This is a genomic window from Streptomyces sp. NBC_00207 (assembly GCF_045160965.1).
Taxonomy (GTDB): domain Bacteria; phylum Actinomycetota; class Actinomycetes; order Streptomycetales; family Streptomycetaceae; genus Streptomyces.
This window is the reverse complement of record NZ_CP130715.1, coordinates 5,237,221-5,255,281: the sequence shown is the minus strand read 5'-3', so window position 1 is coordinate 5,255,281 and position 18,061 is coordinate 5,237,221. Positions and strand designations below refer to the sequence as shown.

At 72.4% G+C, this 18,061-nt stretch carries 15 protein-coding genes, 1 tRNA gene and 1 pseudogene; 6 read left to right on the top strand and 11 right to left on the bottom strand.

Going from position 1 to position 18,061, the window contains the following annotated elements; genetic code table 11:
* Window positions 1–24 precede the first annotated feature (24 nt).
* The 4 genes from OG472_RS24905 to OG472_RS24890 all read right to left on the bottom strand — a co-directional run bounded on the left by OG472_RS24905 (window position 25) and on the right by OG472_RS24890 (window position 3,917).
* A complete protein-coding gene (locus OG472_RS24905; RefSeq protein ID WP_405942078.1) occupies window positions 25–1,275 on the bottom strand; it encodes a hypothetical protein in 1,251 nt (416 codons plus the stop codon).
* A gap of 128 nt (window positions 1,276–1,403) precedes the next feature.
* Window positions 1,404–1,916: a SigE family RNA polymerase sigma factor gene (locus OG472_RS24900; RefSeq protein WP_401610997.1), complete on the bottom strand. Its 513-nt coding sequence runs from the start codon at window positions 1,914–1,916 to the stop codon at window positions 1,404–1,406.
* Window positions 1,917–1,993: 77 nt separating this feature from the next.
* Window positions 1,994–2,503, bottom strand: coding sequence for a GNAT family N-acetyltransferase (locus OG472_RS24895; RefSeq protein WP_405831323.1), 510 nt, complete (start codon window positions 2,501–2,503; stop codon window positions 1,994–1,996).
* Between the two features lie 94 nt (window positions 2,504–2,597).
* Window positions 2,598–3,917: a serine hydrolase domain-containing protein gene (locus tag OG472_RS24890; RefSeq protein WP_401611000.1), complete on the bottom strand. Its 1,320-nt coding sequence runs from the start codon at window positions 3,915–3,917 to the stop codon at window positions 2,598–2,600.
* A 142-nt stretch (window positions 3,918–4,059) separates the two neighbouring features.
* Between OG472_RS24890 and OG472_RS24885 the strand changes: the two genes are divergently transcribed.
* The 4 genes from OG472_RS24885 to OG472_RS24870 all read left to right on the top strand — a co-directional run bounded on the left by OG472_RS24885 (window position 4,060) and on the right by OG472_RS24870 (window position 7,593).
* A complete protein-coding gene (locus tag OG472_RS24885) occupies window positions 4,060–5,667 on the top strand; it encodes a PQQ-binding-like beta-propeller repeat protein (RefSeq protein ID WP_405831322.1) in 1,608 nt (535 codons plus the stop codon).
* Window positions 5,668–5,699: 32 nt separating this feature from the next.
* A complete protein-coding gene (locus OG472_RS24880; RefSeq protein ID WP_405831320.1) occupies window positions 5,700–6,512 on the top strand; it encodes a hypothetical protein in 813 nt (270 codons plus the stop codon).
* A gap of 381 nt (window positions 6,513–6,893) precedes the next feature.
* Window positions 6,894–7,358, top strand: a complete 465-nt coding sequence (locus tag OG472_RS24875; RefSeq protein ID WP_405831318.1) for a hypothetical protein — start codon at window positions 6,894–6,896, stop codon at window positions 7,356–7,358.
* A 7-nt stretch (window positions 7,359–7,365) separates the two neighbouring features.
* Window positions 7,366–7,593, top strand: a complete 228-nt coding sequence (locus OG472_RS24870; RefSeq protein WP_405831316.1) for a hypothetical protein — start codon at window positions 7,366–7,368, stop codon at window positions 7,591–7,593.
* Between the two features lie 111 nt (window positions 7,594–7,704).
* Here the strand turns inward: OG472_RS24870 and OG472_RS24865 are convergent, their stop codons facing one another.
* Both OG472_RS24865 and OG472_RS24860 read right to left on the bottom strand, forming a co-directional pair.
* The gene (locus tag OG472_RS24865) at window positions 7,705–8,055 is read right to left on the bottom strand and encodes a hypothetical protein (RefSeq protein WP_401611164.1); all 351 of its coding nucleotides are present in this window, start codon (window positions 8,053–8,055) and stop codon (window positions 7,705–7,707) included.
* A complete protein-coding gene (locus OG472_RS24860) occupies window positions 8,000–9,004 on the bottom strand; it encodes an HAD family hydrolase (RefSeq protein WP_405831315.1) in 1,005 nt (334 codons plus the stop codon). Before OG472_RS24860 ends, OG472_RS24865 begins: the two co-directional genes overlap by 56 nt.
* Before the next feature lie 57 nt (window positions 9,005–9,061).
* Between OG472_RS24860 and OG472_RS24855 the strand changes: the two are divergent.
* A pseudogene (locus OG472_RS24855) lies at window positions 9,062–9,195 on the top strand (integrase); the annotation flags it as partial.
* Window positions 9,196–9,280: 85 nt separating this feature from the next.
* Here OG472_RS24855 and OG472_RS24850 read toward each other — a convergent pair.
* Window positions 9,281–9,354, bottom strand: a tRNA-Thr gene (locus tag OG472_RS24850).
* Between the two features lie 187 nt (window positions 9,355–9,541).
* Between OG472_RS24850 and OG472_RS24845 the strand changes: the two genes are divergently transcribed.
* On the top strand, window positions 9,542–11,050 hold the full coding sequence (locus OG472_RS24845; protein WP_401611009.1) for an MFS transporter: 1,509 nt from the start codon (window positions 9,542–9,544) through the stop codon (window positions 11,048–11,050).
* Between the two features lie 85 nt (window positions 11,051–11,135).
* Here OG472_RS24845 and OG472_RS24840 read toward each other — a convergent pair whose 3' ends face one another.
* From OG472_RS24840 to tmk, 4 genes are all read right to left on the bottom strand, one after another.
* Window positions 11,136–11,390, bottom strand: a complete 255-nt coding sequence (locus tag OG472_RS24840) for a hypothetical protein (protein ID WP_401611011.1) — start codon at window positions 11,388–11,390, stop codon at window positions 11,136–11,138.
* Between the two features lie 176 nt (window positions 11,391–11,566).
* The gene (locus OG472_RS24835; RefSeq protein ID WP_405831312.1) at window positions 11,567–13,165 is read right to left on the bottom strand and encodes an alpha/beta hydrolase; all 1,599 of its coding nucleotides are present in this window, start codon (window positions 13,163–13,165) and stop codon (window positions 11,567–11,569) included.
* 203 nt (window positions 13,166–13,368) lie between these two features.
* Complete coding sequence (locus OG472_RS24830) at window positions 13,369–14,580, bottom strand: DNA polymerase III subunit delta' (RefSeq protein ID WP_401611013.1); 1,212 nt, start codon at window positions 14,578–14,580, stop codon at window positions 13,369–13,371.
* A gap of 72 nt (window positions 14,581–14,652) precedes the next feature.
* Entirely contained in the window at window positions 14,653–17,883 is a 3,231-nt protein-coding gene (gene tmk, locus OG472_RS24825; protein WP_405831309.1) for a dTMP kinase, read from the bottom strand.
* Between the last annotated feature and the right edge of the window lie 178 nt (window positions 17,884–18,061).

Below are 18,061 nucleotides of genomic sequence, written 5' to 3'. Positions count from 1 at the left end.
CGGGGCGTCCCTCTCGTACGAGTACTAGTTCCGGGTCCGGTTCCACCCCGGGGCCAGCGCGATCTCCTTCAGCTGGTCCAGCGTCAGCACGGGCTGCTCGCGGGTGGCCGTGCCGCTCGTATTGGCGGTGTTGAAGGCGGAGACCACCACGCGCAGGCCGTCCGTGCGCACCGTGTCCACCGTCCATTCGATCACGCCCTTGCCCTTCTCGGCGGGGCCCTGCTTGACGTTCACCAGGGTGCCGTCGGGCAGCGGGGGCTGATTGAGACCCGCGAAGCCGGAGTCGCTCCGGCCCAGGCTCAGCCGGACCAGGGACTTGCCCTTGCCGTCGTCGAACACGATGTAGCCGTACGGGCCCTCCCCGCCCTTGGAGCTGATCGGGATCTCGATCCCGAGCCCGGCCACCAGGTCTTCCAGTGCCTTCGCGGCGTCCTGGTCCCGCAGGGCGGTCGAAGACCCCGGCCGGGCGGACGGCTCCGGCTCGGGCGCCGGCAGGTCGTTCAGCGCCGGGTGCCAGACGGCCGAGGTGACCACGGTCTTCAACTGGTCGGTCGTCAGCGGCGGGTTGCTCCGGGAGACGGGGACGCCCTTCTCGGCGGGGGCGTTCCACTCGGACAGCTCGACCTGGAAACCCTGTCGGGTCACGAGCACGGCCCGCCAGACCTTGGTGTCCGCCCGCCGGTCCGGGTACTCGTACCCCTTGTGGAGCAGCAGCCGGGAACCGTCCGCCAGCTTCTCGGTCTGGCAGTCGTCGTACTCCTGCAGGTTCTTGTCCCCGCACTCGGTCGCCGCGCGGGCGTTGCTGCCGTCCGGGTCCACCCGGCTGAGGCCGAGGCTGATGGCCGCCTTGCCCTTCCCGTCGTCGTACACGCCGGAGACCAGCGGCACCTGGTCGTCCGAACCCCGCCCCACGGGCTCGGTCAGCTGGCCGCCGGGCAGGAGCCCCCGCAGGTTCGCGATCATCTGCTCCGCGGAGACGGTGCCGGAGCCGGCGAGCGGCCCCTTGTCGTCACTGCCGGGCGAGGTCGGCGGCGGCGCCGCGACGTTGACCGTGCCGGCCCCTCCGGTGCCGTCGAGCAGGCCGCCGGCATAGGCGCCCGCCGTTGCGATCAGGGCCAGGGCCAGCACGGATCCGCCGGCCGCGGCGGCCTGGCGGCGACGCGCCACCATCCGTCGGCCGCGCCGCTCGCCGGCGTCCGCCAGGGCGTCCCGGTCGGCCGTGAAACCGTCCCCCGCACTCCGGAGGGCTGCGCCGAGGTCATCTTCAAAGGGCATGAGGAAGCAAGCCTTCCGCTTCAAGGGTGGAGTGAGGGCAGACAAGGGACGCGAAGGAACCGCACGGACCGGACCGCATCTGACCTGACCTGACCTGATCAGGCCCGGCCCCGGCCGGTCCGCCGCTCTCAGAGATCGGCGAACGCTGTGAGGCTCCCGCCCAGTTGCTCCCGCAGCCGGGCCAGCGCCCGCGAGGTCCGCGTACGGACCGCCGCCGAGCTGGAGTTCATCGCGTCGGCGGTCTCCTCGACGCTCCGGTCCTCCCAGTAGCGCAGCACCAGCACCGCCCGGTCCTTGGGCGCCAGCCGCCCCAGCGCCTGCAGCAGCGTCAGCCGCAGCTCCGGGTCGGCGCCGCCGGCCGGTGCGCCCGAGTCGGGGAACTCCCCGACCGGGCGCTCCCCCGCCGACCGGCGGCGCTGGTGCGTGAGGAAGGCCCGTACCAGCACCGTCTGGGCGTAGGCCGCCGGATTGTCGATACGGGAGATCCGCCCCCAGCGCAGGTACATCCGGCCCAGGGTCTCCTGCACCAGGTCCTCCGCGAGGTGGGTGTCCCCGCTCGCCAGCAGACATGCCGACCGGTACAGGTGGCCCGACCGGCCTGCCGCAAACTCACGGAAGCCGTCTCTGCGGCCCTGCCCCATGTGCTCTCCCTCGCGTCCGTCTCACCCCATTGACGCGATGGCAGCGCGACAATGTTTCATCCCCCGGACGGAGTTGCTCAGCCCAGGTCGTGGAAGTACACGTGGAACTCCTCGCGGACGAAGCCCTCCGCCTCGTACAGCCCCTGCGCCACCGTGTTGTCGTACGCCGTCTCCAGCTGCACGCCGGACACCCCGGCCTCGCGGGCCCGGCGCAGCACCTCGCGCAGCAGCGCCCGGCCGGCGCCGGTGCGGCGGCCGACGGGGGCGACGTAGAGGTCGTTGAGCACCCAGGCAGTACTCAGGGTGAGGGACGAGAAGGCGCGGTAGACCTGCGCGAAGCCGACCGTCCCGAGGCCCGGGGCCTCGGCGAGCAGGACGAGCGACTCGTCCTTCGCGATGCGTTCCGCGAGGAAGGCCCGCGGGCCGTCCGGGTCTTCGAGGTCCACCTCGTAGAAGTCGAGGTATCCGCGGAACAGCGCGGCCGCCGTGTCGAGGTCCGCCTCGCCCGCGGCCCGGACCGCCACCTCGCCCGCGCCCTCCCCGTGCGGGGGCTGGATGTCCTGCTGTGCTGCTGCCTGACCGCTCATGTACGTCTCACATCTCCCTGGAGGCTGTCTCGCGCGCCGCACCCATGGTGCACGGGCGGCGCCGATCCGCACCAGCGGTCGTGAGAAGGCCTGTTCAGTGCCCGGTGACGGGCTGGGCGGGCAGGGTGAAGACGTGCTCGGGGGTCACGATCTCGGTGATCGCCCGACCGAACAGGGTGCTCGGCTCGCTGCCCTGGTAGGCGATGTCCGTGTTGAGCAGCACGACCAGCGTGGCCTGCGCCTGCGGCAGGTAGACGGTCAGCGACTGGTAGCCGGGCAGTGAGCCGTTGTGCCCGATCCAGCCCTGGACGTTGAAGATGCCCAGGCCGTAGCCGGTGCCCGGGAGCGCGTCGATCACCTTCAGCCGCTCGGCCTGGGTGGCGGGGGTCAGCAGGGTCCCGGTCGCGAGGGTCTTCGCCCAGCTCCGCAGGTCGGTGAGGTCGGAGATCATCGCGCCGGCCGCCCAGCCCCAGGAGGGGTTCCAGTCGGTGGCGTCCGCGGTCTTGCCGGTGGCCGTCTGGTCCGTGTAGCCGTGGGCGTGCGGCTTGGGGAACTCCGCGCCCGTGGGGAACAGCGTGTGCCCCAGCCCGGCCGGTTTGACGACCTCCCGGTCGATGTACTCGGCCAGGGGGATCCCACTGACCTTCTCCACCACCAGCCCGAGCAGGATCAGGTTGGTGTTGCAGTAGTAGAACTTCGCGCCCGGCTCGAAGAGGACCGGGTGCTTGAAGGAGTACGCGAGCAGTTCCTGCGGGGTGAAGGGCCGTCGGGGATCGCTGGTCAGCGCCTTGAAGAACCCTTCGTCCTCGGAGTAGTTGAACAATCCGCTCCGCATCTCGGCCAGCTGGCGCAGGGTGATCCGGTCGCCGTTCGGCACCCCCTCGATGTACTTGCCGATCGGGTCGTCCAGCCCGACCTTGCCCTCGTCCACCAGCTCCAGCAGGGCGGTCACGGTGAAGGTCTTCGTCTCGCTGCCGATCCGCATGTTCAGGCCGGGGGTCATCGGCGCGCCCGTCGCCTTGTCGGCGATGCCGAAGGACCGTACGTACTCGCCCTTGCCCGGCGCCGACAGGGCCACGATCACCCCGGGCACCTTCGCCTCGGTCTGGACCTTCCGGATCGCGTCGTCCAACTGCCGGGCCACGGCGGGCGTCAGCTGCGGAAACTCGTCGGAGGCGGGGGGCGGGGCGGGCGTCGGGGCCGGAACCGGGACCGTCACGGCCGGCGCGTTCGGCGCAGTCGGTGCATTCGGCACGGCTGGCGCGTTCGGTACGGTCGACGGCGCATACGGCACGGTCGCCGCCGCGTCCCGCGCATAGGCCGCCCCCGCGCCCGCCCCGGCCGGGAGGGGGAGCATCATGAGGCCGGCCACGGCCGCCACCACAGCTGCTGACCTGCGCCGATGTGTAGTCATGCCCGGCCTCCTCACACGGCGGGACAGGCACCCACATGTACCAACGTAGCCCTGCGCCTCCGGCCGGGCGACCCGAAGGGGTGTGGCGAAGTAGTCTAAAAATCTATTCTAGAAAGGGTGCTCTACCGGCCACACTCTCCCCATGAGCGATGAGCAGCGGCACGGCGGCTTCGGCCCCGCGCCCGAACCGTTCGAACCGCAGCCGCCGGCGGAGGCAGGGCCTCCGGCGCAGGCACCGGCACAGCCACAGCCCCCGGCGCATTTGCAGCCACAACCGGTCCCGGCGCCCGGCGGCCCCGCAGGTGGCGGCGGCCGCGGCGGCCGGTTCAAGGGCCGGTCGGCCGTCCTGACGGCACTGGCCGTGGCCGTCCTGCTCACCTTCGGCGGCGGCGTGTACCTCGCGGTCGGCGACGGCCGCGACGAACCGTCCGAGGCCCGGCCCGCCGCCTCGCCCTCGATCGACAAGGGCGACGGCAAGGGCCCCGGCGTCGGCCCCGACACCTACGACCCCAACGCCGGCATCCGGCCCGGTGAGGCCCGGGTCTGGCTGCGCGACAACCAGGCCGAGCTCCCCGGCTCGGGCGCCTCCCAGTACGGCCCGTGGCGGGTGGGCGACGTGGTGGTCAAGGCGATCGCCACCGAGCTGACCGGCTACGGGGCGACCGACGGCCAGGACAAGTGGAAGCTCCCGCTCGCGACCCGGCTGTGCGCGGTTCCGCGGGCCCCGACCACGGACGGCAAACTGGTCGTCGGGCTGAAGGAGAGCACCTCGGAGAGCTCCCACTGCACGCACCTCCAGCTGATCGACCTCGCCACGGGCAAGGCCGGATGGAAGGTGGCGGTGCCTGCGGAGAACGCGTACGACTCCTCGACGGAGTTCGAGATCGCGATCAGCGGTGACACCGTGGCCCTCGCCCGGTCGGCGGTCATGAGCGGCTTCTCGGTCACCGACGGCAGGAAGCTCTTCGGCACGTCGAAGACGGACGGCTGCACCCCGTCCGCGTTCGGCGGAGGATCCCGGCTGATCGGCCTGCGCAACTGCTTCGACCCGGGCGACGCCACCGCGCGCGGACAGTCGATGATCGAGGAGCTGGATCCGGCCACGGGCACCTCCAAGTGGAGCTACAAGTACGACAAGGGCTGGACCGTCGGCCGGGTGCTCTCCGTGGACCCGCTGGTGGTCGCCGCGCACCACGACGACCGCAAGACCTGGAACATCACGGCGTTCACGGCCGACGGAAAGGTCCGCTCGCAGAGCGCCGCCGGGTTCGGGGTCAGCGGCCGGTGCAACGGCTTCGGCAACGGGAGCGGGTTCCAGGAGTGCTACGCGGCCGTCGCCGACGCCGACACCCTCTACATCGGCGCGGGCAAGCCCGCCGCCACCCTCGACACCGAGGACACCAACCAGGTCGTCGCCGTCGACCTGAACACGGGCAAGGAGCGGTGGCGCACCGCGGAGCAGCCCAAGGGCCGCGCCATGTGGCCGCTGGCGATCGAGGAGGGCAGGGTCCTCGTGTACGTCTCCCCCGGCAGCGGCGCGGCCGGCTCGGTCGTCTCGCTGGCACCGGCGGACGGCGCCTCGCAGCCCGTCCTGCAGAGCCCGGCCGTGTCCGCCGGAGCCGCGAGCGTCTTCTACTCGCACAGCATCCGCACCACCTGGGCGGGCGGACGGCTGTTCCTGCTCAACGGCTGGGTCTACAGCCCGGAGCCCAAGAAGAAGAGCCGCGCGATCCTCTCGTTCGGCAAGTAACCTCGCGCAGTCCCGCACCCCAGGAGGGGCACGTGCAGAACCCGTACCAACAGCCGGGCCGGCCGGACGGCTTGTACCAGCCGCCGCCCTTCCAGCAGCCGCCGAAGCCTCCGCGCAAGCCCAACAGAAGGCTCACGGCCGCACTGACGGCCCTCATGGCCGTGGCGGCCACCGCCGCCGTGACCGCCGTCATCATGGCCAGGGACGAGCCGGACGGCCCCCCGGACCCCTCCAAGCCGCTCGTCGCGGGCTGGAAGACGGTGGTCAACCCCAAGTACGGCACCTCCTTCGACGTCCCGCCGGACTGGGAGGTCCTCTCGCCCGACGTCTTCAGCGGCCACGCGGACGACAACGACCCGGACAAGATCCTCATCGGACACACGGCGCCCGCCTTCTACAAGTCCGAGTGGTGCAGCATCGACGCCAACGGCGACGGCACGGTCACCGACTTCCCGCTCGGCAGCGTCGGCACCAAGGGGGCCGAAGGCGCCAAGGACACCGCCGAGGTCGCCGAGAAGAACGCCCCGACCTGGGTCTACGCCGCCTTCACCCAGCCGGACAAGAGCGTCGTGAAGTGGGACAAGCCCGTGGAGTACACGACGAAGACCGGCCTCAAGGGCACGTACGTCAAAGCCCGCTCCAAGGGCGCCGCCCAGCCCAACCGCTGCGCCGGCGACGGCCAGGCGATCGTCTTCAGCTTCAAGAACACCGAGGGCGCCTTCGTGGCCTGGGACTTCTACGGCCGCACCGCCGTCCCCGGCGCCATCCCCGACACCCTGATCATGCGCATCCTGAACACGGTCCGCCTCACCCCCACCACCCCCTCCCCCACGCCCACCCCATGACCGGGGCAGCGCACAGAGCCGACGCCCGCCGAGCGGGCTTCACGGCCTGACCCGCTCCGGCGCAAGCCCGAGTAGGACAAGGCCGCGAGAAAGGTGGCAGCCGCTCCGCTCACGTACGGGCCCGGGGCCCGGTCGATACATGCGCCGCGCAGACTCTGAAACACAGGCCCAACCACCGAGTGCCACCCAATCCACCCTGCGCGACCCCTCCACTCACGCACCGCTCACGCATGAGCCCGATGGCCGGTGGTGCTGGTTACGGGTGGTCAGCATGCCAATCAGCTGATCACTCTTCGTAGTGGGCTGCCTCTCGAGGGCGGCACCCTGCGCCGACGACAGGAGTTCCGATCTGCAGACACACTCCGCCAGAAGGGGACACCGATGGGCAGGCTCTCCACAGCACGGATCATCGCCGCTCTCGCCACGACGGCCGCACTGGCCGTCTTACCTCCCGCCGAGGCGCACGCCGGCGCCATCGGCTCTACCCCTGTAGCCACCTTCGACTACCAAGTCGGAGGCGTCACCATGAAGGTCCCGACAGGCTGCATGTTCACCCACATCATCCGCGGCGAGGGCAAGAACATCACCTACCAGAACGCGGGCATCGACTGCGGCTTCGTCGGAGCCCTCAACGCCGGCTTCTGCAATTGGCGCATCGACTTCACCTACGCGGACACCGACAACAAGACCTATCGCACCTCCCGCGGCAAGACCCACACCGAGTGCAAGATCAACCCGATGCGCGACAACGCACCCCAGAAGCTCCCCCGTTACGGGAAAGCGTGTGCATACATCCACGTCAACGGTGTTCGCCGAGCCGGCCAGTGCCACCACATCACGAAGTGAGCCGCACATGACCCAGTCCACCCCGGAAGACCCCGCCTGGGCAGCCAAACGCCGGCGCGCCGGCGTCGTTGCCTTCCTTGTCGGTGCCGCGGCTTCCTTCGCCTTCTTCGCTTTCTTCCCCGGCCTTCCTCACGTGATCGACTGGGGCGCCATCATCGTTTCCCTCTCCGTCGGCGGCCTCGCCCGCTGGGCGTGGCGGTCCCGCCTCACGAAGAAGCACGCCGCTCTGCGGTAGACGAACTGGCAGCCACGAATCAGGAGATGGGGCCGATCTGCCCCCCGTGCCCCCACAGTCGTGCACGAGGCCGCCCCACCGCCATCGCCGCCCCGCCCGTCATTCACCCTGTCAGGTCTTCCACAGCTGCCAGAGCCACCAGCCCCGCATGGCGCCGTGGCGGGCGTAAGCCCCCACCGTGAACCCCAGGATCTGGCCGTAGGCCGCCGTTTCCCACGGGTCGAACGTCACACTCGGCCCCAGGCCCACCTTGGCCACCGAAATGATCCCTATCTCTGCGTGCTCAGCCTCGTGGCGGGCGAGCCCGACGTGGACACACACTTCCCAACCATCGGGCGGAGGGGGGATCTGGAGGCCCTTGATCTGGACGTTCACCGTGGTGGTGGGATACGCCGTGTACGAGCCGTCATCGGGGTGGAACGCGTTGATCGGCCTTGACTCTTCCATGATGAGCGTAGACATGCGGACCTCCGACTTCGAAGGAAGATTGGCTGCTCGCTCGCATCGCCCAATCCCGGGCGCATAGACCAGCTTCAGGCGACTGGGCCATTCGTGCCACTCGATACCTGACGAACGGGTGACTGCGTTGCGCGCCCGGGGCCGTTCGTCGGCCGCCGGATGAACCCACCCACCGGCACTGTGGGAATCGGCCCCCGCGCCACAACGCACACGGTGTCGCCACCCTGGCCACAGGTTGGCCAGAGCGGTGGTCTGCAGTGGCCCATGGCGGGCTCAGCTCGTCGGCCACGGTGGCCATCGCGGTGATGATCACGTCCGCGCCGGCATCGCTCAAGGCGCGTACCTTGCCGGGCTTGTTGGCAAAACCGATAGAGGGGCCACCAGCGGCTTTCGCGGCCTCCACGTCCGTCACTGAATCGCCGATGAGGGTGCATTCATGAGGGTGCGTTTGCAGTTGGCTGGCGGCCAGCAACAACGAGTGGGGATCGGGCTTCATCGCGTCCGGCCAGTACGGTGCGCGCCCCACGACCGCGTCCACGAGATGACGGAGCCCGTGCAACATCAGGAAGGCGCGCACGCACGCCGTCGAGTTGTTGCTGACGATGGCGACTTTGCGGCCCGAGGAGCGGGCCGCTTCTAGAGCGGCCACGGCGCCCGGGATGGGCGGTCCCGCCAGCTTGACGGCTGTCACTTCGGCCTTGGTCAGCTCCTCCTCTACCGCCCGTAGGGCGGGCTCTCCGCCTTGCGGAGAGAGACGGAGGATCTCCATCGGGTCGTCGGTGCCTCGAGCCTTGCTGCCCAGAGCCGCGTCGTACCCCGCCAGGGTCTCAGCCAGGCGACGTGCGACATCGGGGGCCGGGCTCCCCGCGAACACGTCGCAGACAGGCCCGTCAAAGTCGAACAGGACTGCTCGGGTAGCTCCGAGGACTTCCGCGAGGGTGCTGCTTCCCATCCGGGTCGAAGTCCCTTCCGACGGTCTCCCAGACGCCATCGAACCACGGGCGCGCCTGAGGAGTTCAAGCAGCTCCCCGACGAGTCAGGGATCAGTGACCGCGCCGGCACGACGGGAGCCGTCACACGGCTGGGGCGATCCTCAACGAGTTGGGGGTGGACATGCCCACCATCATGGAGATCCTTCGGCACCCGGGCGGCCCGTGCACGGCGGCGCAAGATCCGGAAAATAGCAAAAGCCCCAGGTCACGGCGAGTGAGTCCTGGGGCTTCTACAGAGCCGCCTTCGGGATTCGAACCCGAGACCTACGCATTACGAGTGCGTTGCTCTGGCCAACTGAGCTAAGGCGGCACCGCTGGTCAGACAAGTATTCCCTCGAAGAGGGGCGCTCATCAGCAGCGGCGCCAAGTCTACAGGGTGTGGACGGGTGCCCTGAACCGGGTTCTGCGGGGGTGAGGCGGACGTCACATACTGGGGCAGATGCACTGCATTCGGTGCATCGTTCTACTGTGCGTCCCCCGAAGGGATGAGTTGTCCCGTGGCCCGAGCCGTAGCGGGAACGTCCGGGCGTTGGGCGATGCTCGCCGTGCTCTGTGCCAGCCTGCTGCTCGTCGCGATGGACGCCACCATCCTGAACGTCGCGCTCCCCTCCCTCATCGACGATCTGCAGCCCAGCGCCGTGCAGCAGCTGTGGATCATCGACATCTACGGGCTGGTCCTCGGCGGGCTGCTCGTCACCACTGCCGCCGTCGGCGACCGGTTCGGGCGGCGGAAGCTGTTCCTCATCGGCTTCGTGATCTTCGGCGTCGCCTCCGTGGTCGCCGCGACCTCCGGGACCTCGGCGCAGCTCATCGCCGGGCGGGTGCTGCTCGGCGTCGGCGGGGCGATGGTCATGCCGTCCACGCTCTCGCTGATCCGGAACATCTTCACCGACGCCCACGAGCGGGCCCTCGCCATCGGCATCTGGGCCGCCGTCGCCGGGGCCGGCGCCGCGATCGGGCCGCTCGTCGGCGGGCTGCTGGTCGAGCGGTACGGGTGGTCCGCCGCCTTCTGGGTCAACGTCCCGGTGGTGGTCGTAACGGTCGTCGCCGGTCTGTGGCTGCTGCCCGAGTACAAGGACGCCGGCGAGCACGCCCTCGACGTGCTCAGCGCCGTGCTCTCCGTCGTCGGCATCATCGCCCTCGCCTGGGGCATCAAGCACCTGGCGAAGGGCGGCCCCAAGGCGTCGGACGTGCTGATCCTCGCGGCCGGGATGGGGCTGCTCGCCTGGTTCGCCCGCCGCCAGCTGCGGCTGGCGGATCCGCTCCTCGACGTACGGCTCTTCCGGAACCGCCCCTTCACCGCCGCCGCGCTCGTCACCCTGATGGCCATGCTCGCCGCCGGCGCCGCGCTCTTCCTGGTCTCCCTGTGGCTCCAGTACGTCCACGGCTACTCCCCCTTCGAGGCCGGCCTGCGCACCCTCCCCACCGCCCTCGCCATGCTCGGCAGCTCGCTCCTCGCGCCGACGCTGATGCACCGGATCGGCGTACGGGCCTGCATGGCCATCGGCCTGGCCGGGCTGGTGGCCGGGTTCACCCTGCTGGCGCTGGCCCCGCAGCCGACCTCGTACGCCTACATCGCCGTCTTCCTGGTCACCCTCGGCTTCAGCGACGGCCTCGCCGTCACCACCGCCGCCGCCGTGCTCGTCTCGGCGGTCCCGGCGGAGCGGGCCGGGCAGGCCGGCGCCGTCTCCGAGACCTCGTACGAGCTCGGCGTGGGCCTCGGCGTCGCCCTCCTCGGTTCCGTCCACGCCGCGGCGTACGCCGCGCACATGGCCGGGGCGCCGGCTCAGGCGGCCGAGTCGATCGGCGGGGCGAAGGAGTACGCCGAGAGCCTGCCGGCCGCGCAGGCCGCCGAGGCCACCGGGCTGCTGGAGCGGTCCCGCGACGCCTTCGACAGCGCCCTGGCCACGACCTCGTACGTCTCGATCGGCATCACGGCCGCCGTCCTGGTGCTCGTGGTGTGGATGGTGCCCGGCTCGTTCAAGACCACCGGGTCCGCGCACTAGGCCGCACCGGCCTCCCGGGAGCGGAAACGCCGCGGGGGCGGCCGACGTCGCCGCCGGTCCGCCCCCGCGGCGCGAGCCGCCCGGGTCAGGCGCCCAGGTGGTGCCCCTTCGCCCACTTCTTCTCGCCGTCCGTGATGCAGTTCGAGCTGTAGACGGGGCCGGTGAACGCCGGGCGGTTGTTGGGTACCGCGGCGAACGTCGAGCAGTTCGACGAGTAGCCCGCGTGACCGCCGGAGAAGTAGTCGATGTCGACCCCGTCGTTGGCCAGGGCGGCGCCGGCCCCGCCCAGCAGGATGCCGGCGGCCAGGACGGATGCGGTGACAGCAGAGCGAATACGCATGACTCCCCTAGGGATGTACGGAAGGACGCGCTGGTCGATGTACGCGTCGGCCGGTCCAACCGCCCGGGTGCCGCGACGGGAACGGCAGTTCACTCCAATGCCCGCAGCAGTATCGTTTCGACACCCCGCACACACCCTGCACCCCGCTCCCCACACCCCTCACCCCACCAGCGGCCTCAGCACTTCTTGCCGTCCTGCGGTGCCTTGCCCTCCAGCAGGTACCGGTTGATCGCGGTGTCGATGCAGTCGCTGCCGCGCCCGTACGCCGTGTGGCCGTCGCCGTCGTAGGTGAGGAGGGTGCCCGATTCGAGCTGGCCGGCCAGCGCCTGCGCCCACTTGTACGGGGTCGCCGGGTCCCGCGTGGTGCCCACCACCACGATCGGCGGGGCGCCCTTCGCGGCCAGCTTCTCCGCCTTGCCCGTGGCCTCCAGCGGCCAGTACGCGCAGTTCAGCGCGGCCCAGGCCAGGCCCGCGCCGAAGACGGGCGAGGCCTTCTCGAAGGAGGGCAGAGCGGCATCGACCGCTGCCGGGTCCTTGAAGGCCGGGGGCTGGTCGAGGCAGTTGACGGCGGCGTTCGCGAACATCAGGTTGGCGTACTTGCCGTCCTCGCCGCGCTCGTAGTAGCTGTCGGCCAGGCTCAGCAGGCCCGCTCCGTCGCCGTTCATCGCCGACGTCAGCGCCTCGCGCAGCTGCGGCCAGGCGCTCTCGTCGTACAGCGCCGCGATCACCCCGGTCGTGGCCAGGGCCTCCCCCAGCGGGCGGTCCGCGTCCCCGGTGGGCACGGGCTGGGCGTCGACCTTGCGGAAGAACTCCTTCAGGCGCGCCGCCACCGCGTCCGGGCCGCCCTTGCCGAGCGGGCAGTCGGGCTGCTTCGCGCAGTCCACGGCGAAGGAGGTGAAGGCCGTCTCGAAACCGGCCGTCTGATCCCGGTTCAGATCGATCGCGGAACGGGAGGGGTCCATCGCACCGTCCAGGACCAGCCGGCCGACCCGGTCCGGGAAGAGGTCCGCGTACGTGGCTCCGAGGAAGGTGCCGTACGAGGCCCCGACGTACGTGAGCTTCTCGTCGCCGAGCACGGCGCGCAGCAGGTCCATGTCGCGGGCGGCGTCGACGGTGGAGACGTGCGGCAGGACCCGCTGCGAGCGCTCCTGGCAGCCGGCCGCGAACTTCTTGAACGCGGCCACCAGCTCGGCCCGCTCGGCCGGGTCGTCCGGCGTCTGGTCCACCTGCGTGTACGCGTCCATGGCCGGGCCGGTCAGGCACTCGACGGGGCTGCTGCGGTCCACCCCGCGCGGGTCGAAGGAGACCATGTCGTACCGGGCGCGGATCGGCGCGGGATAGCCGATGCCCGCGTACGCCTGCAGGTAGCCGATGCCGGAGCCGCCCGGGCCGCCCGGGTTCACCACGAGCGAGCCGAGCCGCTTGCCGGGACCCGTGGCCGCGCGGCGCGCCACCGCGATGTCGACGTCCTGGCCGGAGCCGGGGTTCGCGTAGTCCAGGGGGGCCTTCATGGTGGAGCACTGGAATCCGGGGACCCCGCAGTCGCGCCAGGTCAGCTTCTGCTCGTAGTACCGGCGCAGCGCGGCCGCGTCGGGCGACGGCCGGGCCGACGCCTTGCCGGACGCCGCCCCGGAGGACTCGGCGGCGCGCGGGGCGTCCGATCCGCCCGCGGCGGCGCGGGGGGCGTCCAGACCGCCCGAGGTGCACCCGGAGAGCAGCAGCCCGGCGGCTGCGATCACGGTCCCGGTGGTACGCAGCAGGCGACTGGTGTCCATCCACGGAGCGTACGGCTGCCGGAGGGAGCCGGGAGGCTCTTCTGCGGCGGACGGCCGCGGGCCTTCCGTGGCCCGCGCCCGGCGGGGCACGGACCGGGCCCGTCCCGGCCCCGGCGGCCGGTCCGCCCGTTCGGGTGAGTCCGTCAACCGGGTGTGGACCCGGACGTCGGCCGTGCACCGGACAGGCGGCGGCCCGGCGGCGGTCAGCCCGCGCGCAGCGACATCGTCATCGCCTCGACCGCGAGGAGAGGAGCCACGTTGCGGTCGAGGGCTTCCCGGCAGGCGATGATCGCCTCGATCCGGCGCAGGGTCCGCTCGGGGCCCGAGGCCCGCGCGATCCGGTCGAGGTCCTGCCGTATCTCCTCATTGGCGATGGCCACGGACGAGCCGAGCTGCAGGGCCAGGACGTCCCGGTAGAAGCCGGTGAGGTCGGTCAGCGCCAGATCGAGGGTGTCGCGCTGGGTGCGGGTGCGACGGCGCTTCTGCCGGTCCTCCAGCTCCTTCATCACGCCCGCCGTGCCGCGCGGCATCCGACTGCCGGCGCCCGCTCCGGCGCCGAGGGCGGCCCGCAGCTCCTCGGTCTCCTTGGTGTCGACCTCTTCCGCGACCTGCTTGGCGTCCTCGGCGGCGGCGTCGACGAGCTCCTGCGCGGCCTTGAGGCAGCCGCCCACGTCGTCGACGCGCAGCGGGAGCTTCAGCACGGCGGCGCGGCGGGCGCGGGCGGTCTCGTCGGTGGCGAGCCTGCGGGCCCGGTCGATGTGCCCCTGGGTCGCCCGGGCGGCGACCGCGGCGACCGCGGGCTCGATGCCGTCGCGCCGGACCAGCAGCTCGGCGACGGCCTCGACGGCCGGGGTGCGCAGGGTCAGGTGCCGGCAGCGGGAGCGGATCGTGGGCAGCACGTCCTCCAGGGAGGGCGCGCACAGCAGCCACACCGTCCGCGGAGCCGGCTCCTCCACGGCCTTGAGGAGCACGTTCCCGGCGCCTTCGGTGAGCCGGTCGGCGTCCTCCAGGACGATGACCTGCCAGCGGCCGACGGCCGGGGAGAGCTGCGCACGGCGCACCAGGTCGCGGGTGTCCTTCACACCGATCGAGAGCAGGTCGGTGCGTACGATCTCCACATCCGCGTGCGTGCCGACCATCGTGGTGTGGCAGCCGTCGCAGAACCCGCAGCCGGGCTCACCGCCGAGGGCGCGGTCGGGACTGGTGCACTGCAGGGCGGCCGCGAAGGCCCGGGCGGCGGTGGCCCGCCCGGATCCGGGCGGGCCGGTGAACAGCCAGGCGTGGGTCATCTTGGACGCCGCGGGCGGCGCGGTCCCGTCCGTGATGGCCGTGACCAGGGCGTCGGCGTCGACGGCGGCGGCGGCCAGCTGCGTCTGGACCCGCTCCTGTCCCACCAGGTCGTCCCATACGGGCATCCCGCCCACCACCTTTCACTCACCGTGCACCCATTGTGGCGGGCGCCACCGACAATCCCGTCCCCGCCGGGGTCAGCGGCGGCGGCGCGGTCCTCGTTCGCCCTCGTCGCCGTCCTCGGCGTCCCGGTGGCGGCCCAGCAGTTCGTCCGCCAGCGTCGGCAGATCGTCCAGCGGGGTCTCCTCGGCCCAGTCCGGGCGCGGCCGCTGCTGCCGGCCGTCCTCACCGAGTACGGGGAGCTCCCGCGTCCGGTCGTTGGCCGAGTCCCGGAAGATTCCGGACGGCACCCGGTCGGCCGGGTTCTCCTCGGGACGCTGCGCCGTCGGCCGCGAAGCGGACCGGGCCCTACCGCTACCAGCGCCGGCGCCGGTGCCGCTGCCCTGGGGAGCGGCCGACGGGCGGACCGGCGGCAGCACGGCCGTCTCATCGGCGGGACGCACCGGCGGCAGCACCGCCGTCTCCGCAGCGGAGGCCGGGTCGACCTTCGGCACCGGGACGGTCTGGGTGACGTCGTCCGGCTGGACGACCCGCTTGACCACCGGGGTCTCGACCGTCACGGCGTCGTCCGGGTGCGGTTCCTTCGTCATGCCCACCTTGGGAGCGGGAGCCGGCGCGGGGGCGGGCGCGGGAGCAGGGGCAGCCGCGGGAGCCGCCGGCGCCGGAGCAGCCGCCGAAGCCGCAGCGGCCTCCGCCGCGGCAGCAGCGGCCGCGGCCTTCGCCGCCGCCTCGGCCGACGCGGCCTCCACCAGTCGGCGCGCCTCCTCGGCCTTCAGCAGGGCCTCCTCGGCCCGCCGCTGCTTCTCCAGCCGCCGCTCCTCGGCCTCGGCCCGCAGCCGGGCCTCCTCCTCGGCCTGCCGGCGCAGTCGCTCGGCCTCAGCCGCACGCGCCTTCTCCTCGGCTTCCGCGCGCAGCCGCTCGGCCTCGGCCCTGGCCCGGGCCTCCTCCTCGGCGCGCCGGCGCTCCTCGGCGGCCAAGCGCGCGGCCTCCGCCTCGGCCTTGATCCGCGCTTCCTCGGCCTCGCGGGCCAGCCGGGCCTCTTCCTCGGCCCGCAGCCGCGCTTCCTCGGCCTTGCGGGCCGCCTCTTCCTCGGCCTTGCGCCGTGCCTCCTCCTCGGCGAGGCGCCGGGCCTCCACCTGGGCGGCCACCTCGGCCTCGGAGAGCGGGAGCATCCGGTCCAGGCGGTGCCGTACGACGGTGGTCACCGAGTCCGGGTCCTGGCCCGCGTCGACCACCAGGTAGCGCCCCGGGTCGGACGCGGCCAGCGTCAGGAATCCGGACCGCACGCGCTGGTGGAACTCCGCCGGCTCCGACTCCAGCCGGTCCGGGGCCTCCGTGAACCGCTCGCGCGCCGCCTCCGGCGACACGTCGAGCAGCACGGTCAGGTTCGGGACGAGCCCGTCGGTCGCCCAGCGCGAGATCCGGGCGATCTCGGTCGGGGAGAGGTCCCGGCCGGCGCCCTGGTAGGCCACGGAGGAGTCGATGTAGCGGTCCGAGATGACGACCGCGCCGCGCTCCAGGGCCGGGCGCACCACGGTGTCGACGTGTTCCGCCCGGTCGGCGGCGTACAGCAGCGCCTCGGCGCGGTTCGAGAGTCCGGCGGAGGACACGTCGAGAAGGATCGAGCGGAGCCGCTTGCCCACGGGGGTCGCCCCCGGCTCGCGGGTCACGACGACCTCGTGGCCCTTGCCCCGTATCCAGGAGGCCAGCGCCTCGACCTGGGTGGACTTGCCGGCTCCGTCGCCGCCCTCCAGGGCGATGAAGAATCCGGTGGCGGACGCGGTCTGCACCGGTTCCCCGCCGCGCAGCGCCTCGCGCAGGTCGCGCCGCAGGGGTACGCCGCTGCGGTCGTCGGCCTTGGTGAGGACCACGACGGCTACCGGCAGCAGCAGGGCGCCGACGAGCATCAGGGTGAAGGCGGCGCCGCCGTGCGAGAAGACGACCTCGGCGCCGGTCAGCCGGTGCGGGCCGATCACCGCGGCCAGGACCGGGGCGGCGACCGCGCCGATGGCCACGGCCACCCGCACGACCGCCTGGAGGTGCTCGGTGACCCGGGCCCGGCGGAATTCCTCGGTCTCCTGGTCCAGCAGCGTGTGGCCGGAATGGGCGGCGATGCCCGCGGAGGTGCCGGCGAGCAGCGAGAGGAACAGCACCGTCGCCGTGTCCGGGACGAGGCCGGTCAGCAGCAGCGCCAGCCCGGTCACCGCTATGGCGAGGGCCAGCAGCCGGCGCCGGGACAGCCCGGGCAGCACCTTGCCGGCCTGGGTGGCGCGGATGCCGGCGGCGGTGCCGCCGACCAGCGCGAGGACGAACAGCGCGAAGGCGGCCGGGCCGCCGCCCAGGTCGAAGGCGTGCAGGACTGACACGGCGACGGCGCAGGACACCGCTCCGGCGACCGCGGCGCAGCTCAGGACCAGCAGGGGGATGGCGCCCGTACGGCCCTTGTCGGGCCGGTCGCCCGCCTTGGGGGCGCGCAGGCCCTCCAGCGGGGATCGCGGTCGCGGGGTCGCCGCGGTGGGCAGCACGAGCGGGAGCAGCAGCGAGACCGACGCGGCGAAGAGGCCGGAGGCCACGTACGAGCCGAGGGCGGCCTGGTTGGCGGCGAACCAGTCCACGCCGAGGCCGAGCGCCTTGCCGACCAGGGTCGCGGCGAGCAGCGCGGCCGCGGCGATGGGGAGCGCCGCGAAGGCGGTACGCAGGGTCAGCCGGCGCAGCGCGTCCAGGTGGTCCGGGAGCGGCCGTACGGTCGCCCCCTCCGGCGGCGGCGCGGGCAGCAGCGCGGGCGCCGCGCTCTCCTTGGCCAGGGTCCACAGCCGCTCGGCGGCGCCGGAGACGAAGACGGTGGCCAGCAGCGCGGTCAGCGCGTGGGCCGGGATCCAGTCGAGCCAGAGCGGGGCCACGACGAAGAGTCCGAGGCGGACCCCGTCGGCCCCGATCATCGTCCAGCGGCGGTCCAGCTTGCCGCCCGAGCCGAGGAGCCCGGCGAGCGGGCCGAGGAGGACCGCGCCGAAGAGGAGGGTGGCGAGGATCCGGACCCCGAAGACGGCGGCGACGGCGAGGGCCGCACCGCGGTATCCGCCGCCGAAGGCCCCTTCCGAGGCCGCGGCCTGAAGGGCCAGCAGCACCAGCACCAGCAGGGCGAGGGCATCTCCGATGCCGCTCACCAGCTGGGCGCTCCACAGTCGGCGCAGCCTGGGGGTGCGCAGCAGTGCGCGCACCGCACGCTCGCGGGAATCCGCGGCTAGGGCTTCGTCGTAGGTGGGGTTCGCCGGGGCGGTCACGACCGTTGGCTGCTCGGCTCGCGTCATCCGCCCAGCCTATCCGCTGCGCTTGGCAGGTGCGGAAGCCTGTGGACAGAGCCGGGTGTGACCCCTGACCCACCTTCCGGCAGCCAGCCCGGCGCCGTTGCGGGGCTCTGCCCCGGACCCCACGCCTCAAACGCCGGCGAGGCCGAATGTGACGGGCGGACGCACGAGAGCCCCACGC

Excerpts from the sequence above, each read along its gene's own strand:
- OG472_RS24905 (WP_405942078.1), bottom strand. The coding sequence starts at position 1,275 with ATGCCCTTTGAAGATGACCTCGGCGCAGCCCTCCGGAGTGCGGGGGAC.
- OG472_RS24900 (WP_401610997.1), bottom strand. The coding sequence starts at position 1,916 with ATGGGGCAGGGCCGCAGAGACGGCTTCCGTGAGTTTGCGGCAGGCCGG.
- OG472_RS24895 (WP_405831323.1), bottom strand. The coding sequence starts at position 2,503 with ATGAGCGGTCAGGCAGCAGCACAGCAGGACATCCAGCCCCCGCACGGG.
- OG472_RS24890 (WP_401611000.1), bottom strand. The coding sequence starts at position 3,917 with ATGACTACACATCGGCGCAGGTCAGCAGCTGTGGTGGCGGCCGTGGCC.
- OG472_RS24885 (WP_405831322.1), top strand. The coding sequence starts at position 4,060 with ATGAGCGATGAGCAGCGGCACGGCGGCTTCGGCCCCGCGCCCGAACCG.
- OG472_RS24875 (WP_405831318.1), top strand. The coding sequence starts at position 6,894 with ATGGGCAGGCTCTCCACAGCACGGATCATCGCCGCTCTCGCCACGACG.
- OG472_RS24870 (WP_405831316.1), top strand. The coding sequence starts at position 7,366 with ATGACCCAGTCCACCCCGGAAGACCCCGCCTGGGCAGCCAAACGCCGG.
- OG472_RS24865 (WP_401611164.1), bottom strand. The coding sequence starts at position 8,055 with ATGTCTACGCTCATCATGGAAGAGTCAAGGCCGATCAACGCGTTCCAC.
- OG472_RS24860 (WP_405831315.1), bottom strand. The coding sequence starts at position 9,004 with ATGGGAAGCAGCACCCTCGCGGAAGTCCTCGGAGCTACCCGAGCAGTC.
- OG472_RS24840 (WP_401611011.1), bottom strand. The coding sequence starts at position 11,390 with ATGCGTATTCGCTCTGCTGTCACCGCATCCGTCCTGGCCGCCGGCATC.
- OG472_RS24835 (WP_405831312.1), bottom strand. The coding sequence starts at position 13,165 with ATGGACACCAGTCGCCTGCTGCGTACCACCGGGACCGTGATCGCAGCC.
- OG472_RS24830 (WP_401611013.1), bottom strand. The coding sequence starts at position 14,580 with ATGCCCGTATGGGACGACCTGGTGGGACAGGAGCGGGTCCAGACGCAG.
- tmk (WP_405831309.1), bottom strand. The coding sequence starts at position 17,883 with ATGACGCGAGCCGAGCAGCCAACGGTCGTGACCGCCCCGGCGAACCCC.